Raw genomic sequence first — 23,753 nt, forward strand, 5'->3', positions numbered from 1 at the left:
GCTGGGGCATGACCGAAATCCTTCCCGACACCATCCGCCGCCTCTATTCCGATCCCGGCGAGTATATCGACAGCGATCATCCCTCCGTCCAGCAATTCGCCCGGGCCGCGGTGCCGGCGAACGCCAGCGACTGCGAAAAGGCGAGCCTGCTCTACACCGCGGTGCGCGACGGCATCCGCTACAACCCTTATGTGGACATGCGCACGCCCGAGACCTTCCGTGCCTCCAGCGTGCTTGCGGCCGGCACCGGCTATTGTGTCGGCAAGGCCTCGCTCTATGCGGCGGCCTGCCGCGTCCACGGCATCCCGGCCCGTGTCGGTTTTGCCGACGTGAAGAACCATCTCACCACGGAAAAGCTCCGCGCCAGCATGGGCACGGATATCTTCACCTGGCACGGCTTCACGGAGGTGTTCGTCGACGGCGCATGGCGCAAGGCGACGCCCACTTTCAACGCCACCCTGTGCGAAAAGGTCGGCGTCAAGCCGCTCGATTTCGACGGCCACAGCGACGCGCTGCTGCATCCCTTCGACGGAGCGGGGCGGGCCTACATGCAATATGTCAACGACCGCGGCACCTACCACGACGTGCCCGCAAAATTCCTGATGCGCGAAATGGCGCGCGACTACGCCAACATGCAGGGCGAGGAGCTTTCCGGCCGCGACATGGAGCGGGAGGCGGCGGAGAGCTGAGCGACACTGCGGCGTTGCTCCGCTTGTGAATTTTTCGTCACGCGGCTAACCGTGGCCAGCCTTTATTTGCGGAAGTATACCGCCGCGGTGGTTTCTTCGCATGAGCCGTTTCCGGAAAGTCCTAGTTGTCCAGGAAGTGTACGCCGACACGGCGCTCGCTGCGCCAGACGAGGTGGCAAGCCTTGCGCAACTGCTCGCTGGCAATCACCAGCGTGAAGCGGTCGGGAAACCATAGCGGACTGTTAATTTCCAGCGCCGCCCCCGAACTGGACAGATTTCGCACCACGCACGGAAGAATGCTGCCCCCGAATTCGATGGTCCCGGTCTTCAATACGCGTCGCCTCGATGCGGCCCGATGCTCGCTCATCCCTCAATCAGCGTCTCCGACGGGGGTGTCCTGGGTGTCCGAGTGGCGCGCGGAGTAGAAGTGTCGCTGGGAGCCGAATTGCTGTTCGCCCGCGGCGCTTCCGGCTGCACGGGCGGAAAATTGCGGGCGATCGCGTGACTCGGCCCGTGAATGCCGTTCATGTGAATCGCGCGCGATTCGCGATCTCATTTCCGTCAGATCGATGAAGTCGTCGGCCTGACGACGCAGTTCGTCGGCGATCATCTGCGGCTGGCTGGCGATTGTCGAAATCACAGTGACGCGCACCCCGCGGCGTTGGACCGCCTGCACCAGAGAACGAAAATCCCGATCGCCGGAAAACAGCACCATCTGGTCAATGTGCCTGGCGAACTCCATGGCATGAACGGTTAGCTCAATATCCAGATTGCCCTTCACCTTGCGGCGGCCGTCCGTGTCGATGAATTCCCTCATCGTCTTGGTGACGACGGTGTAGCCGTTGTAGCCCAGCCAGTCGATCAAGGGACGGACCGAGGAATACTCCTGATCTTCAAGGATCGTCGTATAGTAGAAAGCGCGTAACAGCGTTCCGCGACCGCAGAATTCCGCGAGCAGGCGCTTGAAATCAATGTCGAAGCCTAGCGACCTGGCCGTGGCGTGGAGATTGATGCCGTCTATGAACAGTCCCAGTTTGTTGGCTCGCAAGCTTCTCCCCCAGAGATCAAGCGAGGACGCGTCCATGCTGGTGAAACTTGGTTGTGTCGCGGTTTCTGCCCAGAAAAACTTCGGCGCATGCCCCCTCGATCGAGGTTAGCTGAGTTGCACGTCGAAGTTCCAGCGACCCAACGGGTTCGAGGCGGTTATTTCGATGTCCAGCTTCGGCAAGCTGCCGCGCTGGGATGCATCCGGCGATGCTGAACATGCAGTTTACTCGCAATTGCAATTGCGGCCCGTCGTTGTCCTGTGCACATCCCAACTGACACTATCCGGTTTCTGAAAATGGGATGAAAAGCGACGCTTGCGACGCTTTGCCCGCATCGGCGCCGGATCGTTTCGCCTTGGTTGTATTCATTGCCGGAATCGATAGTATTTCGAAGTCATCAGTTCATTTCACCGATTGTACCCGTGGCACCACCATTCGCTCGTGCTGGCGAACTCGCCGCTTTCAACGCCCGTACAATCAGATTTGAGGAGCCCGGCGAGTTCGCCCGCTCGATGACCGGGTTTGATGCGCGATACCTGCCAACCACGAAGGACCACTGGTTTTCCAAATTGGAGTTGCCGCTTGAGGGCGGCCGAATGGTCGTCGTGACGCGGCCACCGATGCTGTTCGAAGGGGCTGTCGCCGCCGACCATGGCGTCGTGACGTTTCAGCTCGAGGCCGGTCTCGAAGCCCGAGTGAACGGCGGTTCCGCGAATGCCGACACCATCGCACTTTGGAAGAGAGCCACCGATTATCGCGGATACCAGCAGTCTCGGCTCACGCATTGCTCGCTGTTTGTGACCGACGCCTTCTCCACACGCGGTTGGCTGGAGCCGACGCCCGGCGGGCGCATGCTGGCGATTGGGAAGGACAACAGCTCAAACTTGCGGACTTGCGTGGGCGACATCGTGAGGGTGATCCGGCGGGATCCGGTCCGCACGATAAATCCGAATGTGCTGAAGGGAATGGAGCAGAGCATCTTTGGCAGCCTGGATGAGACGTTTTCGAACGTAATGTTGTCCCCCGGCAGGCTTGCTACCGGCCGCCATCTCGCGACTTGCAGGCGCGCCAGGGAGTATTTGCGGGAATCCCGGTTCTCCGTCCAATCCAATATCGAGGTGGCGGCCGCCTGCGACGTGCCCGTGAGAACGCTGCACAATGCTTTTGTGTCGGTGCTTGGCATGAGTCCCCAGAAATATCTCTTGCTCCATCGATTGTGGTCTGTGCGTGAAGCGCTGTTGCGGGCAAGCGTCGGCGATCTCGTCAAGTCGATCGCGCTGGATCACGGGTTCTGGCATCTGGGGCGTTTTTCGAGCGTCTACCAATCAAGGTTTGGGGAGTCGCCGTCGACGACCCTTGCGAAACGCGGTTCGATCCGCTGACATCGGCGTTCCAGTTGCGGGCGATACTGCCCGGCGACGGCGACAGCTGAGCCGCGCCCTCCCTTCGGCATTGGGTGCATTTGCAAAAGCTTTAAGTATAAAATATATTGCCCGCCGCCGACGAATTTTCCAGGGAGAGCCACATATGCCCGCAACGCCGCACGCCTCGCATGCGCTGGTGACCGGTGGCGGCCGTGGCATTGGCCGCGCCATTGCAGCGGCGCTCGCCGGGCAGGGAATGACCGTCACGGTGCTCGGCCGCCGGCGTGCGGTGCTGGAGGAAGCGGTTGCCGCAGGCGATGCGCATTTTGCCGATGTCGCCGATGTGGCGGACGAGGCGGCAATCAAGGCTGCGATTGCGCGCGCCGCGGAGCGGCAGCCGATCGACGTTCTCGTCGCCAATGCGGGGGCTGCGGAATCCGCGCCGTTTGCGAAATCCGATGCGGCGCTGTTCGCCCGCATGATGGACGTCAATTTCATGGGCGTGGTGCATTCGATCCATGCCGCGCTGCCGTCGATGCGGACGCGCCCCTATGGCCGCATTGTCGCGGTCGCCTCGACCGCGGGCCTCAAGGGCTACCCCTACGTCAGCGCCTACACTGCCGCAAAGCATGCCGTAGTCGGTCTCGTGCGATCGCTGGCGCTCGAGCTTGCCAACACGCCGATCACCATCAACGCCGTGTGCCCCGGCTTCACCGACACCGATCTCGTTGCCGGCAGCATCGACAACATCATGCAGAAGACCGGCCGCAGCCGCGAGCAGGCAGCGGCCGAACTTGCCAGGCATAATCCGCAAGGGCGCCTGGTGACGCCGCAGGAAGTTGCCGACACCGTGCTCTGGCTGTGCGGCAAGGGTGCCGGCGCCATCACCGGCCAGGCCATCGCGGTGGCCGGCGGCGAGATCTAGCGCATGATCCGGAAAAGTGTGAAGCGGTTTTGCGAAAAGATCATGCGCAAACAAGAGAGCTTAAGGCGGCGACTGACCGCCGTAGAAAGCAGGGAGTTCCCATGAGCCGACCAGCCAACCCCGTGACGCTGCCGCTCGCCGATTACACGCCGAAGCATTTCCTGCTCGCCGTGGTGGACGGGATCGCAACGGTGACGCTGAACCGGCCGGAGCGGAAGAATCCGTTGACATTCGAGAGCTATCGCGAGCTGACCGACTTCTTCCGCGCCTGCGCCTTCGACGACGAGGTCAAGGTGGTGATCGTGACCGGCGCCGGCGGCAATTTCTCTTCCGGCGGCGACGTGTTCGAGATCATCGGCCCGCTCGTCAAGATGGATACCAAAGGCCTCACCGCCTTCACTCGGATGACGGGCGATCTCGTCAAGGCGATGCGCGCCTGCCCGCAGCCGATCGTGGCCGCGGTCGAGGGCATCTGCGCCGGCGCCGGCGCGATCGTTGCCATGGCCTGCGACATCAGGTTTGCCGCTGCGGGCGCCAAAGTCGCCTTCCTCTTCAACAAGGTAGGGCTGGCCGGCTGCGACATGGGGGCGTGCGCGATCCTGCCGCGCATCATCGGACAATCGCGCGCCTCCGAGCTGCTCTACACCGGCCGCTTCATGACCGCGGAGGAGGGCGAGCGCTGGGGCTTCTTCAGCCGCATCGTCACGCCGGAACATGTGCTGCCGCAGGCGCAGAATCTGGCGCGCCAGATCGCGGAGGGGCCGGCCTTCGCCAACACCATGACCAAGCGGATGCTGGCCATGGAATGGGCGATGTCGGTCGAGGAGGCGATCGAGGCCGAGGCGGTGGCGCAGGCGCTGTGCATGACCACGGCCGATTTCGGCCGCGCCTTCGAGGCCTTTGCCAACAAGGTCAAGCCGGTGTTCCAGGGCAACTGACGAGGGAACCGGGACGGTCTCGAAGGGGCCTTGCCGGGAAATTACTTTAGGCTTAAAATATCTCCATTGGTCCGGCGGCTCGACATGCGGAGGCCTTCATGAAGATCGCGATCATCGGTGGCGGCCCGGCCGGTCTTTACGCCGCGATACTGCTCAGGAAGCAGCGGCCCGACGCCGAAATTGCGGTTTACGAGCGCAACCGTGCCGACGACACCTTCGGCTTCGGCGTGGTGTTCTCCGATGCCACTCTCGATAATTTCGAAGCCTGGGATCCGCCGAGCTATCGTCGCATCACCCAGGAATTCGCCTATTGGGACGACATCGCCGTGCATTTCCGCGGCACGGTCCATCGCGTCGGCGGCAACGGCTTTTGCGGCTGCTCGCGGCGCACGCTGTTGATGCTGCTGCAGGAACGGGCGCGCGAGCTCGGCGTGGTCCTGCATTTCGAGACCGAGATCATGGACGACGACGATCCGCGCATCGCCGACGCCGATCTCGTGATTCTGTCCGACGGCATCAACAGCCGCTTCCGCGAGAAATACACCGCGCATTTCGAGCCCGAGGTCGACCTCCGCTCGAATCATTTCGCCTGGATGGGCTCGACCAAGCCGCTCGACGCCTTCACCTTCATCTTCCAGGAGACCGAGTGGGGCCCGTTTATCGCGCACGCCTATCAATATGAGCCGGGGCACTCGACCTGGATCTTCGAGACCGATCCGGAGACGTTTGCGCGCGCCGGATTGAAGGGCCTCGACGAGCGGCAATCCGCCGATCGCATGGCGAAAATCTTCGGCTGGTTCCTCGACGGCCATCCGCTGCTGATCAACCGCTCGATGTGGCGCAATTTCCCGATGATCCGCAGCAAGCGCTGGGTCAGGGGCAACATGGTGCTCCTGGGCGATGCCAAGGCGACCGCGCATTTCTCGATCGGCTCCGGCACCAAGCTCGCAATGGAAGACGCGATTGCGCTCGCCGAAGCGATGAAGGGCGCGGCTTCGATCGCTGTCGCGCTCGATCGCTACGAGCAGGGCCGGCGCGAGGAGGTGGAGAAGATCCAGCACGCCGCCGACGTCTCGCTGGTCTGGTTCGAGCATGTCGACCGCTTCTGGGAATTCGATCCCGTGCAGTTCGCTTTCGGCGTGATGACGCGCTCCAAGGCGATCACCTACGACAATCTGAACCTGCGCGCGCCGGACTTCGTTGCCGAGGTCGACAAGGCCTTTGCTCGCCAGGTGCGCGCGCGCGGCTTCGATGTCGATGTCGAGCAGCCCGTCGTGCCGATGTTCCAGCCGCTGCGGCTGCGCGAGATGCGGCTGGCCAACCGCGCCGTTGTATCGCCCATGTGCATGTATTCCGCGAAGGAAGGCGTGCCCGGCGACTTCCATCTCGTGCATTACGGCGCGCGCGCTGTTGGCGGCGCCGGGCTGATCTTCACCGAAATGACCTGCGTCGGGCGCGACGCGCGCATCACGCCGGGTTGCGCCGGGCTGTGGACTGACGAGCAGGAAGCAGCCTGGCGCCGCATCGTCGATTTCGTCCACGCCAGTTCGGCCGCGAAAATCTGCCTGCAATTGGGACACGCCGGCCGCAAGGGTGCGACCAAGCTGATGTGGGACGGCATGGACCGACCGCTGGAAGAGGGCGGCTGGGACGTGGTGTCGGCGTCTCCCATTCCCTACTTTCCCGACAGCCAGGTGCCGCGCGAGCTCGATCGCGCGGCGATGGACCGGATCAGGGGCGAGTTCGTCGCAGCCGCCCAGCGCGGCGAGCGCTGCGGCTTCGACATGCTGGAGCTGCACTGTGCGCACGGCTATCTGCTCGCGAGCTTCATCTCGCCGCTCACCAACCGGCGCACGGATGAATATGGCGGCTCGCTGCAAGACCGCCTGCGTTTCCCGCTGGAAGTTTTTGAGGCGATGCGCGCGGCATGGCCGTCGCACAAGCCGATGTCGGTGCGCATTTCCGCCACCGACTGGGCCGAGGGCGGCATCTCGGGCGACGATGCGGTCCTGATCGCGCGCGCCTTTGCGGAGGCCGGCGTCGATCTCGTGGACGTCTCGACCGGGCAAACCGTGCGCGATGCGCAGCCGGTCTATGGCCGCATGTTCCAGACCCCGTTCTCCGACCAGGTTCGCAACGAAGCGCGGGTCGCCACCATGTGCGTCGGCAACATCACGACCGCTGACCAGGTCAACACCATCCTGGCCGCAGGGCGTGCCGACCTCGTCGCGCTCGGCCGGCCGCATCTGGTCGATCCCTCCTTCACCACCAGGGCGGCCGCCTGGTACGGGGCGGACGTGGCCTGCCCGCCGCAATATCTGCCCGGCAAGGAGCAGATTTTCCGCAACAGCGTGCGCGACCGGCAGGATTTCGAGGAGCTGAAGATCAAGGCCAGGCCCAGGACCCGGGGCGAGCTGAAGGCGGAGGGGGCAAAGCCGCTTGCGGCGGAGTAACGGACCGTGGCACCCTGACCCGGTATTGAGAATGCCTGGTCTTGTGTGGAGTAACGGGCAATGAAGGCGATTATCGTTGGCGGTGGAATTGGCGGCCTCACCACGGCCTTGATGCTGCGGGCACGCGGCATCGATTGCGAGCTGTATGAGCAGGCCGACACCATCAAGGAGCTCGGCGTCGGCATCAACACCTTGCCGCATGCCATCCGCGAGCTCGCAGGCCTTGGTTTGCTGGACAAGCTCGATGCCGCTGCGATCCGCACCTTCGAGCTGTTTTATCTGACCCGCCACGGCCAGCAGGTCTGGCATGAGAAGCGCGGGCTGGATGCCGGCCATGAAGTGCCGCAATTCTCCGTCCATCGCGGCCGACTGCAGGGTGTGATCCATCAGGCGGTCGTGGAGCGGCTCGGACCGGAGTCGATCCGCACCAGCTGCCGGCTCGGTTCCTTCACGCAGGACGAGGGTGGCGTCAGCGCGTTCTTCTTCGACCGCAACGGCGCGCATGTGCATACCGCGCGCGGCGACATCCTGATCGGCGCCGACGGCATCCATTCCAGGGTACGCGACACCCTGTTTCCGGAGGAGGGGCCGCCGCTCTGGAACGGCCTGATGCTGTGGCGCGGGGCGCGCGACTGGCCGGTGTTCCTCTCCGGAAAATCCATGATCATCGCGGGCGGCTTGAATGCCAAGGCCGTGGTCTATCCGATCGCGGAAGGCACGAGCCCGGCGACGCGCCTCACCAACTGGGCGGTGCTGGTGAAGATCGGCGACGGCTCGGCGCCGCCGCCGCGCCGCGAGGACTGGTCCCGTCTCGGCAACCGCGACGAACTGATGCCGCATGTCGCGGGCTTCTCGATCCCGCAGGTGGACTTTGCCGGACTCATCCGCGCCACGCCGGAATTCTGGGAATATCCCTGCTGCGACCGCGACCCGCTGCCGTACTGGACCAGCGGCCGCGTCACGTTGCTGGGCGATGCCGCGCATCCGATGTATCCGGTCGGCTCCAACGGCGCCTCGCAGGCTATCCTCGACGCCCGTTGCCTTGCCGACCTGCTGGCGCGAGCCGAGCACCCGCGCCAGGCGCTGGCGGCCTATGAGAAGCAGCGCCTGCCGATGACATCAGACATCGTCGCCTCCAATCGCCGCGGCGGCCCGGAAGGCGTGATCGATGCGGTGGAGCAACTCGCGCCGCAGGGGTTTAGCGGCGACGTCGACGGCGTACTGCCCTACGAACAGCGCGAGGCGATCGTGCGCGGCTATGCGGCCAAGGCCGGCTTTGCGGCGCGGGTGGTGGCGCGGTCGTAGCATCGCCGCAGGGTGGGCAAAGCGAAGCGTGCCTGCCTTTCGTGCGCGGTGCCTGTGAAGGTGGGCACGGCGCGAGTGCGCCTTTGCTCACCCTGCATCCGATGCCTGGTCTACCGTCGCGCAGTGCTCTCTCTTCGCGGCGTCGCTCGCTTTCGCCACGTCAGCAAGTCAGCCATGACTACTATCGCCGCGCCAAGGACGAGTGTGCAAAGCGTTGCTTTCGAGACCGTCTCCATCGTCCCCTCGACCAGCATGCTATGAATCACGCTCCCTCCGACGATGACCACCGCGAGGGACATGTGAGCGATGCGCCACGTTCGCGGTCGCAGTCCCCATCGCCGGCGCAGCGCAGCCAGAAGCGCGACGGCGAAGATGGCCCACATGGCGGTCACACCAAAGGGAGAGAATGGCGTCGGCGATGAGAAGAGGAGGGCGTCAATCATGTCCGGCGGACTGGTGATCCAGAGACCGGCGACGTGGACAACCAACGTCACGACCAGCGCGCCGCCGATCCACTGATGCACACGCCGTCCACGATAAGCCGGCAGTCCCGGCAAGTACCCGCCAATCAGCAAGGGCTGAACGAGCACGAGACCCAGTGCGATGATCCCTGCGAAACAGGCCAGTATGTAGACCGGATCGCGCCATGCGAGCAGCGGGCTCGCCGCGGCAAGCGCGAGCGGCACGCCAACAGCCGCTGCAAGGGCGGCCCAGATCAGGGTCACCCTGGCCAATCTCATCCCCTTGATCCCAACTCGTTCAGGCCGGCTGAAGGACGAAGTGCGCCTCCAGGCTGGTATCCTTTACGCTGCGCATCACCGGACGCAGAAAGACGGCTTTGAATTCACCGCTGTCATAGGCGAGATGACCATGCGGCTGGCCAAAGATGGGAATGATCTGCGGCATCTCGAGACGGAACGCGCCGTTCTTGTCGGTGAGCGTGGCTCCATGGCTCTGCGGCTCGTGCTCCCGACCTTCGGTCGTGTGCGCCCAGATCTGGATGCGCTGCCCGGCAAGCGGAGCCCCGTCGCCTGCGCGGCGTACGGTGCCGCTCATCCAGAAGCCACCCTTGCCGATCCGATCCACGATCGCCGCACCCTTGCGGTAGTTGTTGGTCCCGCCCGGCATCGAATCGGTCGGTGCGAGGCCTTGCGCGCGCGCGGGCAACAGGAGCCCGGAAAGCCCCGTTGCCAGGACGGAGCCGCCGGCGGCGAGGAGGCGGCGGCGGTTGAGCAGGACGCTGGTCATGTCAATTCCTTCTGGCGGCCGTGCCGTTGCTTGACCGAGGGTACAACAACAGGCGCGAGACGCCCAGTTGAGGAAGCGATAGGTTGCCATAACAGAGTTGTGAACGGGTGGGTCGCAGGCGCGAGATTGGTGAGCGGTGCGACGACGCATCCGCATTGGGGAGAGAAACGATGGACCTGAAGGGCAAGGTTGCACTGGTGACGGGCGGCAATGGCGGACTGGGGCAGCGCATTTGCCACGCGCTCGCGCAGGAGGGCGCACATGTGGCCGTCATGTACGCGCGCAGCCGCGACCAGGCGGAAGGCGTCGCCATTGAACTGACGTCGCGTCATCAAGTCAACGCCCGAGCTTTCGCCTGTGACATCACCGACGGTGCGGCCGTGGATCGGCTGGTTGGCGAGGTTACCCGGGCCTTCGGCCGCCTCGATGTTCTGATCAATGACGCCGCTTACAATGTATCGATCCCCTTCGGCGATCTCGACAACCTGACGCAGGAGGTATGGGACAAGATCATGGCCATCAACCTGACAGGGCCGATGCGCCTGACCAAGGCGGTAGCCCCCATCATGAAGGCCCAGGGGCAAGGCCGCATCGTCAACATCGCTTCGGTGGCGGGGCTGAGCCCGACCGGCTCTTCCATCGCCTATGCCGTGTCGAAAGCGGGGCTCATTCATCTGACGCGTTGCATGGCGGTGGCGCTGGCGCCCGAGACGATCGTCAACTGCGTGGCGCCGGGTCTGCTGGAGGGTACGCGTGCGACAGCCAATCTCCGGCCCGAGCAGGTCGAGCGCTCCGCATTGGGCTCGCTCCTGAAGAGGCCGGCCGACAAGGACGACTGCGCAGACATGGTGGTCGCCATGTGCCGCACCGAGACCATGACCGGCCAGACCGTCGTCATCGACTCCGGACGCATCTTCCACTAAGACGACGGACGGCCTCGGACGGGTCATCGCGGCCGGCCGAAATGAAAAAAATCGACGGGCAGGAAAATGAAAAGGCTGACACGGCGAACGTTCGTGACTGGCTCGGCGGCGGTGTTGTACGCCCTGCCCGGGAAGACCAGGGCGCAGTCCTCGTGGCCGACGCGCCAGATTCGCATCATCGTGCCGTATCCGGCGGGCGGCCAGACCGACGGCATTGCGCGGGCTTTCGGTGACTATCTGGCGCGGCAGGTGGGAAAGACGGTCATCGTCGAGAACAAGGCTGGCGCAGGTGGCGTCATCGGCGTGACGGAAGCGAAACGCGCAGAAGCGGATGGCACCACCATCCTGTGCACGATTTCTTCGTCACTCATCCAGAACCGTATCACGGTGAAAGACCTTCCATACGATCCCGAAAAGGATTTCGTCTATCTGACCATGGTCAGCGGCGCCGGAGGCCCGGTGGTAGCGGCGAAGAAGACGGGCGCGACGAATCTTCGGGAGTTCGTTGAATATGGAAAGAAAGTCGGCAGCCTGAACTGGGGATCGTACGGCGTGGGCTCGACGCCGCATGTCCTCATCGAGACGATCGCGAAGCAGTACGGCATCAAGTTTCAGGTCATCCAGTACCGCGGCGAGGCGCCGATGTGGAATGACATCGCTGGACAGACACTGGATGGCGCCTCGGGAAGCTATGCCGCGGCGGCACCCGTCATCCAGGCGGGAACCGGAAACCTGATCGGCGTGGTCGGCAGCCGTCTGCCGCCGTATCCGGACACGCTGACAATGACCGAGCAGGGCGCCGTCGGCGACTTCTACGACCTGCGCGCATTCACCACCTTCGCGGTACCGACCGGCACGCCAAGGGAGATCGTGGAGCGGCTCTCGTCGTTATTGATACAGGCGGGAACCGACTCCAGGGTCCAGCAGATGCTGAACAACTTTCTGCTGTCTTCCCCGGCCGACTTTGAAACGACGGCCCGCATCTTCAAGCGCGACAGCGACGTGATGCTCCGCATCCTGCGCGATCTCGGCGTCAAGCCATCGGAGTAATCGCGGATCCAGCCCTAAAGCTGCTTCGCATATTTTCCCGTAAGCTGCGGGGTCATGTCCGGGTAGAGGCCGGGGGTCTTCTCCCTGGCTTCTTCGTGTACCTGGAGGCGGGTCTTGCGCGCCCAGTTGCGCTTCAGATCGTCCTTGATGCCGAACCTCAACCGGCCGAGCCCTTCGGTTTCGAGCTCGATCGTGTCGCCGTCCATGAACGGGTTGAGGCCCCGGTGATTGGTGCCGGTGGCGACGATGTCGCCGGGCAGCAGCGTGTGGATGCTGGACAGCCAGGCGATGCACTTGGCGATGTTGTGACCCATATCGTCGGTATTGAAGTTCTGCATCAGCTCGCCGTTGTTCCACAGCCTGATTTGCAGTTTCTGCGGGTCCGGGATCTCATCGGCGGTGACGAGATAGGGGCCGATCGGCGCAAACGTGTCGCGGCTCTTCATCTGGAAGAATACGTTGCCGGGCGGCGGCAAGCCGCGCGCCGAACCGTCGATGAAGTTCATGTAGCCGAAGACGTAGCTCAGCGCCTCGGCTTCGCTGACATGGCTGCACTTCCTGCCGATGACGACCGCCATCTCGGCTTCGCCCTCGAAGATCGTGGCCGGTACGTCGGGCAGCACCATCGTGTCGCCGTGTCCGATGATCGCGCCCGGCGATTTATGGAAGGCGTTGATCGGCGCCGGTGCGCTGCGCGTGCCATCTTCCATGTAGTTGACCGCCATGCAGTCGATGGTGCGCGGGCCCGGCACCGGCGGACGGATGCGGACGCTCGCCACCGGCACCCCTGCGCCTCGCGCGACCGCCGCCTCGAGCCGCGGCTTGTAGCTGCTCCAATGTTCGATCAGCCCGTTCATCAAATCGCCGGGGCCGGTATGCGGGATGTCCTTCACCTCGGCACTGACATCGACCACGGCGTCGCCCTTCAGCACGCCGAGCTTGAAATCATCGAAATAGAGTAACTTCATCGTGTTCGCCCCCCTTTTATGCCGAGCCTGCGCCCACGTCGGTCCGGTCGCCGCGGTCGGACGCCGCACCAATCTCTCCGGCGATGAGCTTGCACCGCGCGCGGACAAGAACCGGCTTGTTCGTACACGCCTCAGCCCGGAGGCGGCGGCAGGAAGTGGATGTTGTGCTCGGCGGCCAGCCGGACCACGTCGTCGGGGTTCTGCTGCTTCATGTTGTGGATGGCCCAGAACAGGTCATACAGCCTGCGCGTCGGCGTCACCCAGAACAGCGTCTTGGCCGTCTGCTGCGACTTGTTGAAGATGCCGTGCGGCTTGCCCATCGGCAGCCGCACCGTGTCGCCGGCGGTGGCGTACTCGTCGGCGCCGTCGAGAAAGAAGTCGAGCCGTCCCTCGAGGATGTAGAGATATTCGTCCTGGTCGGGATGGATGTGCGGCGGCACGAAGGTGCCGACCGGGAAGGTGGCGTGCCAGGAGAAGGAGTGCTCGGTGCGGTTCTTCGGCACATAGACCTGGCCGAGGATATTCCAGGTGATGCCCTGAATGCCTTCATTGGCGCGGGTGATGCCCGCGATCTCGTTCAACATCGGCGTATTCCTTCCCTCAACTCTACTCGACTCTACTTTACTTGGCGGGCTTGCAATCCTTGGCGTAGCTGTCGCCAGTTTCCGAAAACACCTTCTCGACGATCTCGGTCTGGAATTTGCCGTCCGGCCGCTTGGCGACCTTGGTCAGGTAGAAATTCTGGATCGGATAACCGTTGGTGTTGAACTTGAAGCTGCCGCGCAACGAGGTGAAGTCGGCCTTCCCCAACGCGGCCGACACCGCCTCCTTGTTGGAGAGGTCGCCCTTCACGGCCTTCACGGCGCTGTCGATCAGCATCGCGGCGTCATAGGCCTGCATGGCATAGGTGCCGGGCACCATGTTGTAGGCAGCTTCGTACGCCGCCACGAATTTCTTGCTCTGCGGGTTGTCGAGATTGGGCGCCCAGTTGGCGCCGCCGAACATGCCGACCGCGGCATCCTGCTGCGCCGGCAGCGTGGATTCGTCGACCGTGAAGGCGGAGAGCACGGGAATGCGATCGGCAAGGCCGGCCTGGCGGTATTGCTTGACGAGGTTCACCCCGAGGCCGCCGGGCATGAAGGTGAACACCGCATCCGGCTTCTGCGAGTTGATCTTGGTCAGCTCCGGCTGGAAGTCGATCGTGTTTAGCGGCAGGTAGCTCTCCTCGACGATCTCACCCTTGAAATCGAGCTTGAAGCCGGCGACGGAATCGCGTCCGGCCTGATAGTTCGGCACCATCAGGAACATGCGCTTGTAGCCGCGGTCCTGTGCGACCTTGCCGAGGACCCGAAAATTCTGGTCGTTCTGGTAGGACGTCACATAGAAGAACGGGCTGCAATCCTTGCCGGCATAGCTGGAGGGGCCGGCGTTCGGGCTGATCAGGAACGTCTTGTTCTCGGTGACCGGCTTGTGGATCGCCTGCAGGATGTTGGAGAAGATGGGGCCGACCACGAAATCGACTTTCTCGCGCTCCAGAAGTCCCCTGACCTTGATGACCGCGCCGTCTGGCTTGAGCTCGTCGTCGACATTGACGATCTCCACCTCGCGGCCGCCGATCTTGCCGCCGAGGTCCTTCACCGCCAGCGCAAAGCCGTCCCGCACCTGGGCGCCCAGCGCCGCCGGGGGGCCCGACAGGGTCACGATCACGCCGATCTTGAGCTTTTCCTGTGCCGTCGCCGCGCCTGCGGTCAGCGCCAAAAGAACCGCCGTCGCGGCCAAGGTCAGCTGCTGCTTCATACCCCTACACTCCACAATTGGCGGTTTGGTCCGCGTCGGCTCGTTCCGAAGGCAAGCTTATTCCGATGACGGCCGGCACCGCAAGCAACGGTCACGCCGGCAGCACAACATGCAGGCAGCGCACAATGCAAGCGGCGCGCCAATTGCTTGAAGCCTAAAGAAATTGGTTGTACGAGGGGATATGGTTGCCGGATCCAGTGAACTGTTCAAGAACCTGGACCGCGACAGCTTTCGGGTGTGATGCAACATGATCCTCGATTCCGAGACCAAGGCCGTCGAGCAGCCTGACGATCACGCCGATGAGCTGCGGCTCTGGCTGCGCCTCTTGACCTGCACCAACCTGATCGAGGGCGAGGTGCGCGGCCGCCTGCGCGAGCGCTTCGACGTCACGCTGCCGCGCTTCGACCTGATGGCCCAGCTCGACAAGGCGCCCGACGGCATGACGCTGTCCGACGTCTCGAAGCGGATGATGGTTTCCAACGGCAATGTGACGGGGCTGGTCGAACGCCTGGTGGTATCAGGTCATCTCGACCGCCGCACCTCCGAGACCGACCGCCGCGTGCAGGTCATCCGCCTGACCAGGAGCGGACGCGCCGAGTTCCGCAAGATGGCGGCCGAGCACCAGACCTGGATCTCCGACATGTTCGGCGATCTCTCGCCCAAGGACGTCAAGGAGCTGATGCGCCTGCTCGGTAAGACCAAGGGCTCGGTGCAGAAATCCGCGCGCCGGCGCGCAGGCGAGGCGCGGTGAGCGATATCGACTACGAGGCCGAATACAACAACCGGGCCCGTGTGCCGGAGCATCCGGCCGTGATGGCGGGCTGGGTGAAGGACGCTGCAGCCTGGCGCGAAAAGCATCCGCCGCGCGTGCTGCGCTATGGCTCCGGCGAGCGTCACCGGATCGATCTCTTTGCCGGCAACAGCGACGGCCCGATCGTTGTCTTCATTCACGGCGGCTACTGGCAGGCGCTCGACGCTTCCTCCTTCAGCCATTGCGCGCGTGGACTGAATGCGCACGGCATTTCCGTGGCGGTGCCGACCTACGATCTCTGTCCGGCCGTCACCGTGGCTGACATCATCACGCAGATGCGGATGGCCTCGCGCGAACTGGCCAGGCTCGGCCATCCCCTGGTCGTGAGCGGCCATTCCGCGGGCGGTCATCTCGCCGCCTGCATGCTCGCCACCGACTGGACAGCGTTCGACGCCGCGCTGCCGAAGCACACGGTCAGTGCCGCTTACGCAATCTCGGGCCTGTTCGACCTGCCGCCGCTGCTGGGCACTTCCATCAACAAGGCGGTTGGACTTGACGCAGTCTCGGCCCGCGCAGCGAGCCCGCTGTTCTGGACGCCCCCCGCGCATGGCAGTCTCGACGCCGTCGTCGGCGGCAACGAGAGCGCCGAATATTTCCGGCAGAGCAAGACCATCGTCGAGGTCTGGGGCAGGGGCATTGCGGCGCGCTTCGGCACGGTGGCCGGCGCCAATCATTTCACGGCCATCGCCCCGCTGGCGGATCCCGGTTCACCCATGGTGCTCCGCCTGAAGGAACTGGCCCGCGGTTGAAAATCGCGGGAGCCGGCCAATTCCGCCCTTGCGCCGAATTACTTTAAGTATAAAATGATTTCCGGATAGCGTTGCCGGGCATCCTCTTGGTCTCCTAGCGAGGGCGATATGTCAGGTGGAATTGCGAGCCTCGGCCCCTCCGGCCATGTCGATGATTTCGCGCGGCGCAACCTGCCGCCGTCTGAACAATGGCCGGAATTGCGGCTGGAGCGGCCGGAATTCCAGTACCCTGATTACCTCAATGTTGGCGTCGAACTCACCGACCGCATGGTGGAGAAGGGGTTCGGCGATCACACCGCGCTGATCGGCAACGGCCGCCAGCGCACCTACAAGGAGCTCGCCGACTGGTCGAACCGGCTCGCGCATGCGCTGGTGGAAAACTACGGGGTCAAGCCGGGCAACCGTGTGCTGATCCGCTCCGGCAACAATCCGGCGCTGGTGGCGGCGTGGCTCGCGGCCACCAAGGCGGGGGCCGTCGTCGTCAACACCATGCCGATGCTGCGCGCGGGCGAGCTGACCAAGATCGTCGACAAGGCCGAGATCGCGCTGGCGCTGACCGACAGCCGCATTGCGGATGAAATCGTGGCGTGCGCCAAGACCAGCCGCTTCCTCAAGCAGGTCGTCAATTTCGACGGCACTTCCAATCACGATGCCGAGCTCGACCGTGTCGCGCTGAACAAGCCGGTGCGGTTCGACGCGGTGAAGACTGGTCGCGACGACGTCGCGCTGCTTGGCTTCACCTCGGGGACGACCGGCCAGCCGAAGGCGACCATGCATTTCCACCGCGATCTCCTGATCGTCGCGGACGGCTATGCGAAGGAAGTGCTCAAGGTCACGCCGGACGATGTCTTCGTCGGCGCTCCGCCGCTCGCCTTCACCTTCGGCCTCGGCGGACTGGCGATCTTTCCGCTGCGCTTCGGCGCCACCGCGACACTGCTGGAGAACGCCTCGCCGCCCGAGCTGGTCAAGATCATCGAGACCTACAAGGCCACGATCTGCATCACCTCGCCGACCGCCTACCGCGCCATGATGGTGGCGATGGACAACGGCGCCGACCTGTCGTCGCTGCGGCTCGTGGTTTCCGCCGGCGAAACCCTGCCGGCGCCGGTGTTCGAGAAGTGGACCAGGAAGACCGGCAAGCCGATCCTCGACGGCATCGGCGCCACGGAACTCCTGCACATCTTCATCAGCAACCGCCTCGACGATGCCGTGGCGGGCTCGACCGGTTATCCCGTGACGGGATATGAAGCCAGGATCGTCGACGACGACATGAACGAATTGCCCGACGGCACGGTCGGCAAGCTCGCCGTGCGCGGCCCGACCGGCTGCCGCTATCTCGCCGACCCCAGGCAGGCCAACTATGTGCGCGACGGCTGGAATCTCACCGGCGACGCCTTCGTCCGCAGCAACGGCCATTTTTCGTTCGTGGCGCGCGCGGACGACATGATCGTCTCCTCCGGCTACAACATCGCAGGTCCCGAGGTGGAGGCGGCCTTGCTGTCGCATCCGGCCGTAGCCGAATGCGGCGTGGTCGGCGCGCCCGATGAGGCGCGCGGCATGATCGTGAAGGCCTATGTCGTGGCCGCGCCGGGCGTGACCACGGATGCCGCGCTGGTGACGGCGCTGCAGGATCACGTCAAGCACGCGATCGCGCCCTACAAGTATCCGCGCGCAGTCGAATTCATCGAGAAGCTGCCGAAGACGGAGACCGGCAAGTTGCGCCGCGTCGAGCTTCGGCAGATGGCGCAGGCGGCCGCGACATCGGGCATGGCCGCCGAATAATCGAATGGAGAATTGTTCGTGACGACCGTGAAGGGACCGACCCTTGCAATGGCGCCGGCCGCCGGGGGCGAGGGCGTGCAGGTGCTGCAACCGGGCGGCTGGCCGGCGCCGAAGGGCTATGCCAACGGCATGGCCGCCGACGGCCGCATCGTGGTGACCGGCGGCGTGATCGGCTGGGACGAGAAGGAGCGCCTCGCCTCCGGCTTCGTCGCGCAGGTGCGCCAGACGCTCGCCAACATCAAGGCCATCCTCGAAGCCGGCGGCGCGCGGCCCGAACATCTGGTGCGCCTGACCTGGTACGTCGTCGACATCGAGGAATATCTCGCCAACCTGAAGCCGCTGGGCCAGGCCTATCGCGAGACCTTCGGCACGCATTATCCCGCCATGGCGCTGGTGCAGGTGGTGCGCCTGGTCGAGAAGGCCGCGCGGGTCGAGATCGAGGCCACCGCCGTGGTGCCGCGCTGAGTTCGCTCTTGCCAGCATAAAGCTCCTACACCCCGTAGCGAATACCGGCTACGATGCTGCCATCGTGGTGTTGCTTGCTTTGATTCCTGTGAGGCGATGGTTGCCGCATGACTGATAGCCGGTCCGTCGTTGCAGACCCCGAGGTCATCCGTGCCCGCGCCATGGAGAGCCTCTTTGAGCGGCTCGAATCCCTGTGCGAGGGCGCCATCGCCATCGATACCGCGGGCCATGTGGTCTACGTCAACGAGAAATACCTGCCCGCGCTGGGGCTGGCGCATATCTCGGAGGCGATCGGCCGGCCGATCGAGGAGATCATCCCCAACAGCCTGATGCGGCGCGTGGTGGAGACCGGCAAGCCGATCCTGCTCGACATCATGGAGCTCGGCCGCGAGCAGCTCGTGGTGACGCGCATGCCGATCGAGGACGAGAACAAGCGCATCATCGGCGCGATCGGCTTCGTGCTGTTCGACCATCTCGACAGCCTGAAGCCGCTGATCGCGCGGGTGAACCAGCTCGAAAGCGAGCTGCGCCACGCGAAGCGGCAATTGTCGCAGCCGCGCAGCGCGCGCTTCACCTTCGAGGATTTCGTCGGCGAAACCCCGGGCATCGCGCAGGCCAAGGAACTGGCCCGCCGCGCCGCCCGGCAAAGCGTGACGGTGCTGCTGACGGGAGAGACCGGCACCGGCAAGGAAATGCTGGCGCAGGCGATCCACAATGCCTCGGCGCGTGCGGACAAGCCGTTCGTCAGCGTCAACCTGGCGGCGGTCCCCGACACGCTGATCGAGTCCGAATTCTTCGGCGCGGTGGCGGGCGCCTATACCGGCGCCGACCGCAAGGGCCGCGACGGCAAGTTCCGCATTGCCGATGGCGGCACGCTGTTTCTCGACGAGATCGGCGAGATGCCGCTGCAGCTGCAGGCCAAGCTCTTGCGCGCGTTGCAGGAGCGCGAGATCGAGCCGCTCGGCTCTGACAGGGTAATCAAGGTCGACGTCCGCGTCATCGCCGCCACCAATCTCGACCTGCAGAAGAAGGTGACCGAAGGCGCCTTCCGCTCCGATCTCTATTACCGGCTCAACGTGCTCGCCATCACGCTGCCGCCGTTGCGCGATTGCCCCGGCGACCTGCCGGCGATCTGCGCGCGCCTGCTCGACGACATCCGGACGTCCGGCGACTATTTCAACCCGCGCATCACGCCGTCGGCGCTGGCGGTGCTGGCGCGCTACGACTGGCCGGGCAATGTGCGCGAGCTGCGCAACATCCTGGAGCGCGCGCTGATCCTGAGCGATTCCGGCCGTCTCACCGGCGAGGATTTTGAACGCATCCTCCCCGTTGGCAGCGCGAAGGTTGCGGCGCCGGCAAGGCCGGCCGGTCCCGTGGTGCCGCTGGCGCAGGCCGAGGCCGCCTTCGAGAAGCAGACGCTGGAGCATGCCCTCATCGCCAGCAACGGGCAGATCGCGGAGGCGGCGCGGCGCCTGCGCATCTCGCGCGCGACGTTCTACAAGAAGCTCGGCAAATACGGGCTGGCGCCGTCGGGCTGATCCTGTTGCGTCACAAGCGCTCTAGCTCCTCACCATGAGGAGCTTGTGACGCAGCAAGGCTGACCGGCGTCCGGATTTGGCGACAGCAACTGTCTCGAATCTCAGACTCGCGACGCTTCCGCCAACCAGCGCACGGTGGCGCCGCGAAGGAAATGCCTGCTTTTCCGACAATTTGACTTCTCCCGGTGCAGTTGGCGCAGCGCTTGCACTGCACTGCGACACAACGCGCGTGCAATGCGCAATCGTCAAGGGAGGGACAGATGAGCGGAGCGGCTACTACTGCAGGCATGCTGGAAAGCAAGCAGCCTTCACACGTCACCGTCGCAACGGCCAGCCTGATCGGCACCGCCATCGAATGGTACGACTTCTTCCTCTACGGCACGGCGGCCGCGCTGATCTTCAACAAGCTGTTCTTTCCCACCTTCGACCCGATGATGGGAACGCTGCTGGCGTTCGCCACCTACGCGCTCGGCTTTATCGCGCGACCGCTCGGCGGCCTCGTCTTCGGTCACTACGGCGACAAGCTCGGTCGCAAGACCATGCTTTACCTCACGCTGCTGATCATGGGCGTTGCGACGGCCATCATCGGGATTCTGCCGACCTATGAGACCGCCGGCATCTGGGCCGCCGTCCTCCTCGTGACTTGCCGGCTGGTGCAGGGCTTTGGCCTCGGCGGCGAATGGGGCGGGGCCGTGCTGATGGCGGTCGAACATGCGCCCGATGACCGGAAAGGCTTTTACGGCAGCTGGCCGCAGCTCGGCGCGCCGCTGGGCCTCGTGCTCGGCACGCTGGTGTTCTCCGTGGTTTCCGCGTTCCTGACCGACGCGCAGCTCCTTGCCTGGGGCTGGCGGATTCCGTTCCTGTTCAGCATCGCACTCGTCGTGGTCGGCCTCTGGATCCGCTTCACCATCGCGGAGTCGCCCGAATTCCAGAAGGTCAAGGACGAGAAGCAGGAAGTGAGGATGCCGATCGTCGACGCGATCCGCATGTATCCCAAGAACATCCTGCTGGCGATGGGCGCGCGTTTTGCCGAGAACGGCTTCTTCTACATCTACGCCACCTTCGTGCTCGCCTATGCGACCCAGTCGCTCGGCATCGTCAGGCAGGACATGCTGAACGGCGTGCTGATTGCGGCTGCGATCGAGGTTTTCACCATTCCCGCCTTCGGTCTGCTCTCCGACTATGTGGGTCGGCGGCCGGTCTATATCTTCGGCGCCGTGTTCTCGGCGCTGATGTCGTTCCCGCTGTTCATGCTGCTGGCGACCAGGAACCCGCAAATGGCCTGGATCGCCATCATTCTCGGGCTGGCCGTCGGGCACGCGGCGATGTACGGCCCGCAGGCCAGCTTCCTGTCGGAATTGTTCGGCACCAAGGTGCGTTACAGCGGCGTCTCGCTCGGCTACAATCTCGCCTCGATTTTCGCCGGCGCCTTGTCTCCGCTGATCGCGACGGGCCTGATGACGGCGTATGCGCCTGCGACCTGGCCGGTCTCCGTCTACATGATCGTGCTGGCGCTGATCACCATCGTCTCGGTTTACTTCGCCACCGAAACAAGGGGGAGGGCCGGGGCCTGACGGGAGGACCATCGTGACTCAGCATCCTGCGCTGCCATACCTGCGCAATTCCGAGAAGGGAAAGATTGTGACGGCCGCCGAGGCCGTCCTTCTTATCCGCGACGGCGACACGGTCGCCACCGGCGGCTTTGTCGGCATCGGATTTGCGGAGGAAATCGCGGTGGCGCTGGAGGAGCTCTATCTCGCCAACGAGGGCGATGCGCCCCACGGGCAGGGCAAGCCGCGCAACCTGACGCTGGTTTATGCGGCCGGGCAGGGGGACGGCAAGGACCGCGGCCTCAACCACTTTGCCCATGACGGGCTGGTCCGGCGCGTGATCGGCGGGCATTGGGGCCTGGTGCCCAAGCTGCAGCAGCTTGCGATCGGCAATCAGATCGAGGCCTACAACCTGCCGCAGGGCGTGATCACGCATCTGTTCCGCGACATCGCCGCCAGGCGTCCCGGCCACGTCTCCCGCGTTGGGCTCGGCACCTTCGTCGACCCGCGGCAGGGCGGCGGCAAGCTCAACGCCCGCACCACCGAGGACATGGTCGAGCTGATCACGCTCGGCGGACAGGAATGCCTGCACTACAAGACGTTCCCGATCAATGTCGGAATCATCCGCGCCACCACCGGCGATCCCGACGGCAATCTCACCATGGAGCGGGAAGCGTTGACGCTGGAGGCACTGGCGATCGCCATGGCGGCGCACAATTCCGGCGGCATCGTCATCGCGCAGGTGGAGCGGGTCGCCGAAAGCGGCAGCCTCAACCCGCGGCAGGTCAAGATTCCCGGCATCCTCGTCGACTGCGTCGTGGTCGCCAAGCCCGAGCATCACTGGCAGACCTTCGGCACGCAATACAACGCCGCGTTCTCCGGCGAAATTCGTGTGCGCTCGGGCTCGCTGCCGCCGATGCCGATGAGCGAGCGCAAGATCATCGCGCGCCGCGCCGCCTTCGAGCTCAAGGCCAACAGCGTCGTCAATCTCGGCATCGGCATGCCCGAGGGCATTGGGGCGGTGGCCAACGAGGAGCGCATCATCGACCTGATTACGCTCACCGCCGAGCCCGGCATCATCGGCGGCATCCCGGCGAGCGGCATCGACTTCGGCGCGGCGATCAACACGCAGGCCGTGATCGACCAGCCCTACCAGTTCGACTTCTACGACGGCGGCGGCCTCGACGTCGCCTTTCTCGGCCTTGCGCAGGTCGACCGCGCCGGCAACCTCAATGTCAGCAAGTTCGGTCCGAAACTCGCGGGCGCCGGCGGCTTCATCAACATCAGCCAGAACGCCAAGAAGGTCGTCTTCGTCGGCACGTTCGGCGCCGGCCGGCTGCGCGTCCACGCGGCCGACGGCAAGCTGGTGGTTCTCGAAGAGGCCAGGGCGCGCAAATTCGTCGAAGCCGTCGAGCACGTGACCTTCAGCGGAAAATTCGCCGCCGCGCGCGGGCAGGGCGTGCTCTACGTCACCGAACGCTGCGTCTTTGCGCTGCGGCCGGACGGCCTCGAGCTGATCGAGGTCGCGCCCGGCATCGACATCGAGCGGGATATTCTGGCGCTGATGGACTTCAGGCCGATTGTCCGCCGCGACCCGCTGCCGATGGACGAGCGCATCTTCCGCGAAGGCCCGATGGAACTGCGCGAGGACCTGCTCTCGATCCCGCTCGACCAGCGCTTCATCTACGACCCGCAGCAGAACCTGTTCTTCGTCAACCTGGAGCATTTCGCGCTGCGCAGCCGCGCCGATATCGAGGAGATCGCCGGCACCGTCGAGGCCAGGCTCGGCGGATTGGGCAGGCGCGTCTACGCCATCGTCAATTACGATCACTTCACGATCCTGCCCGAGTTGCTCGACGACTATTCTGCCATGGTGCGCCGGCTGACTGACCGCTTCTATTCCGGCGTGTCGCGCTACACGACGTCGGGGTTCCTGCGCATCAAGCTCGGCGAAGCGCTGCAACGGCGCGGCGTCGCGCCCCACATCTTCGAGAGCGCCGAGGAAGCGCGCTCGGACTGGCACGACGAGGAGCACGCGCATACCGCCGAAACCCAGCCTGCGCCGCAAAAAGGGGCAGCATGACAGTGCAACTCATTTTCAACGGCGCCGCCAATTGCAAAGTTCGGCGGGCTGTGCGAATCGCTTGATCAA

Annotated in this window: 22 protein-coding genes; 15 read left to right on the plus strand and 7 right to left on the minus strand. The window is 64.5% G+C overall.

All coding sequences use genetic code 11. The features are described 5' to 3' along the window. Positions 1-8: 8 nt before the first annotated feature. Positions 9-689 carry a transglutaminase family protein gene (locus HZB49_RS23995; protein WP_291615874.1) on the plus strand — a complete coding sequence of 227 codons (681 nt, stop codon included), beginning with the start codon at positions 9-11 and terminating at the stop codon, positions 687-689. A 121-nt stretch (positions 690-810) separates the two neighbouring features. Here the strand turns inward: HZB49_RS23995 and HZB49_RS24000 are convergent, their stop codons facing one another. Further along, positions 811-1,056 (minus strand): PilZ domain-containing protein, encoded by a 246-nt coding sequence (locus HZB49_RS24000; RefSeq protein ID WP_291615876.1) that lies wholly within the window; start codon positions 1,054-1,056, stop codon positions 811-813. 3 nt (positions 1,057-1,059) lie between these two features. Beyond that, positions 1,060-1,737 (minus strand): NYN domain-containing protein, encoded by a 678-nt coding sequence (locus tag HZB49_RS24005; protein WP_291615878.1) that lies wholly within the window; start codon positions 1,735-1,737, stop codon positions 1,060-1,062. 420 nt (positions 1,738-2,157) lie between these two features. Between HZB49_RS24005 and HZB49_RS24010 the strand changes: the two genes are divergently transcribed. From HZB49_RS24010 to HZB49_RS24030, 5 genes are all read left to right on the plus strand, one after another. Beyond that, the gene (locus HZB49_RS24010) at positions 2,158-3,117 is read left to right on the plus strand and encodes a helix-turn-helix domain-containing protein (protein WP_291615879.1); all 960 of its coding nucleotides are present in this window, start codon (positions 2,158-2,160) and stop codon (positions 3,115-3,117) included. 145 nt (positions 3,118-3,262) lie between these two features. After that, positions 3,263-4,024 carry an SDR family oxidoreductase gene (locus HZB49_RS24015; RefSeq protein ID WP_291615881.1) on the plus strand — a complete coding sequence of 254 codons (762 nt, stop codon included), beginning with the start codon at positions 3,263-3,265 and terminating at the stop codon, positions 4,022-4,024. Between the two features lie 101 nt (positions 4,025-4,125). Next, the gene (locus tag HZB49_RS24020; RefSeq protein ID WP_291615883.1) at positions 4,126-4,962 is read left to right on the plus strand and encodes an enoyl-CoA hydratase family protein; all 837 of its coding nucleotides are present in this window, start codon (positions 4,126-4,128) and stop codon (positions 4,960-4,962) included. Positions 4,963-5,060: 98 nt separating this feature from the next. Further along, on the plus strand, positions 5,061-7,415 hold the full coding sequence (locus HZB49_RS24025; RefSeq protein WP_291615885.1) for a bifunctional salicylyl-CoA 5-hydroxylase/oxidoreductase: 2,355 nt from the start codon (positions 5,061-5,063) through the stop codon (positions 7,413-7,415). Positions 7,416-7,475: 60 nt separating this feature from the next. Beyond that, positions 7,476-8,720 carry a flavin-dependent oxidoreductase gene (locus HZB49_RS24030; protein ID WP_291615887.1) on the plus strand — a complete coding sequence of 415 codons (1,245 nt, stop codon included), beginning with the start codon at positions 7,476-7,478 and terminating at the stop codon, positions 8,718-8,720. A gap of 110 nt (positions 8,721-8,830) precedes the next feature. Here the strand turns inward: HZB49_RS24030 and HZB49_RS24035 are convergent, their stop codons facing one another. Then, complete coding sequence (locus HZB49_RS24035) at positions 8,831-9,460, minus strand: ferric reductase-like transmembrane domain-containing protein (RefSeq protein ID WP_291615889.1); 630 nt, start codon at positions 9,458-9,460, stop codon at positions 8,831-8,833. Positions 9,461-9,479: 19 nt separating this feature from the next. Then, positions 9,480-9,968 carry a Twin-arginine translocation pathway signal gene (locus tag HZB49_RS24040; protein ID WP_291615891.1) on the minus strand — a complete coding sequence of 163 codons (489 nt, stop codon included), beginning with the start codon at positions 9,966-9,968 and terminating at the stop codon, positions 9,480-9,482. Positions 9,969-10,138: 170 nt separating this feature from the next. Here HZB49_RS24040 and HZB49_RS24045 point away from each other — a divergent pair, with 170 nt between their 5' ends. Both HZB49_RS24045 and HZB49_RS24050 read left to right on the plus strand, forming a co-directional pair. Then, positions 10,139-10,891 carry an SDR family oxidoreductase gene (locus tag HZB49_RS24045; RefSeq protein WP_291615893.1) on the plus strand — a complete coding sequence of 251 codons (753 nt, stop codon included), beginning with the start codon at positions 10,139-10,141 and terminating at the stop codon, positions 10,889-10,891. A 66-nt stretch (positions 10,892-10,957) separates the two neighbouring features. Next, positions 10,958-11,941 carry a tripartite tricarboxylate transporter substrate binding protein gene (locus tag HZB49_RS24050; protein WP_291615895.1) on the plus strand — a complete coding sequence of 328 codons (984 nt, stop codon included), beginning with the start codon at positions 10,958-10,960 and terminating at the stop codon, positions 11,939-11,941. A gap of 14 nt (positions 11,942-11,955) precedes the next feature. On the opposite strand, the gene HZB49_RS24055 is transcribed toward HZB49_RS24050, so the two are convergent. The 3 genes from HZB49_RS24055 to HZB49_RS24065 form a co-directional block, all read right to left on the minus strand. Continuing rightward, positions 11,956-12,909, minus strand: coding sequence for a fumarylacetoacetate hydrolase family protein (locus HZB49_RS24055; RefSeq protein WP_291615897.1), 954 nt, complete (start codon positions 12,907-12,909; stop codon positions 11,956-11,958). A 131-nt stretch (positions 12,910-13,040) separates the two neighbouring features. Beyond that, positions 13,041-13,493 carry a cupin domain-containing protein gene (locus HZB49_RS24060; RefSeq protein WP_291615899.1) on the minus strand — a complete coding sequence of 151 codons (453 nt, stop codon included), beginning with the start codon at positions 13,491-13,493 and terminating at the stop codon, positions 13,041-13,043. A 37-nt stretch (positions 13,494-13,530) separates the two neighbouring features. Next, a complete protein-coding gene (locus HZB49_RS24065; RefSeq protein ID WP_291615901.1) occupies positions 13,531-14,706 on the minus strand; it encodes an ABC transporter substrate-binding protein in 1,176 nt (391 codons plus the stop codon). A 247-nt stretch (positions 14,707-14,953) separates the two neighbouring features. On the opposite strand from HZB49_RS24065, the gene HZB49_RS24070 reads away from it, so the two are divergent. The 7 genes from HZB49_RS24070 to HZB49_RS24100 all read left to right on the plus strand — a co-directional run bounded on the left by HZB49_RS24070 (position 14,954) and on the right by HZB49_RS24100 (position 23,684). After that, entirely contained in the window at positions 14,954-15,457 is a 504-nt protein-coding gene (locus HZB49_RS24070; protein ID WP_291615903.1) for a MarR family transcriptional regulator, read from the plus strand. After that, complete coding sequence (locus tag HZB49_RS24075) at positions 15,454-16,266, plus strand: alpha/beta hydrolase (RefSeq protein WP_291615904.1); 813 nt, start codon at positions 15,454-15,456, stop codon at positions 16,264-16,266. The genes HZB49_RS24070 and HZB49_RS24075 overlap by 4 nt, the downstream gene beginning before the upstream one ends. Positions 16,267-16,374: 108 nt before the next feature. Further along, a complete protein-coding gene (locus tag HZB49_RS24080; protein ID WP_291615906.1) occupies positions 16,375-18,048 on the plus strand; it encodes an AMP-binding protein in 1,674 nt (557 codons plus the stop codon). Positions 18,049-18,096: 48 nt separating this feature from the next. Then, positions 18,097-18,513, plus strand: coding sequence for a RidA family protein (locus HZB49_RS24085; RefSeq protein ID WP_291616062.1), 417 nt, complete (start codon positions 18,097-18,099; stop codon positions 18,511-18,513). A gap of 107 nt (positions 18,514-18,620) precedes the next feature. Further along, the gene (locus tag HZB49_RS24090; protein ID WP_291615908.1) at positions 18,621-20,051 is read left to right on the plus strand and encodes a sigma 54-interacting transcriptional regulator; all 1,431 of its coding nucleotides are present in this window, start codon (positions 18,621-18,623) and stop codon (positions 20,049-20,051) included. 260 nt (positions 20,052-20,311) lie between these two features. Further along, positions 20,312-21,625, plus strand: a complete 1,314-nt coding sequence (locus HZB49_RS24095) for an MFS transporter (RefSeq protein ID WP_291615910.1) — start codon at positions 20,312-20,314, stop codon at positions 21,623-21,625. A gap of 13 nt (positions 21,626-21,638) precedes the next feature. After that, positions 21,639-23,684 carry an acyl CoA:acetate/3-ketoacid CoA transferase gene (locus HZB49_RS24100; RefSeq protein WP_291615912.1) on the plus strand — a complete coding sequence of 682 codons (2,046 nt, stop codon included), beginning with the start codon at positions 21,639-21,641 and terminating at the stop codon, positions 23,682-23,684. The last annotated feature ends 69 nt before the right edge of the window (positions 23,685-23,753 follow it).

The sequence above is a fragment of the Bradyrhizobium sp. genome (assembly GCF_016219575.1).
In the GTDB taxonomy this organism is placed as follows: Bacteria; Pseudomonadota; Alphaproteobacteria; order Rhizobiales; family Xanthobacteraceae; genus Bradyrhizobium.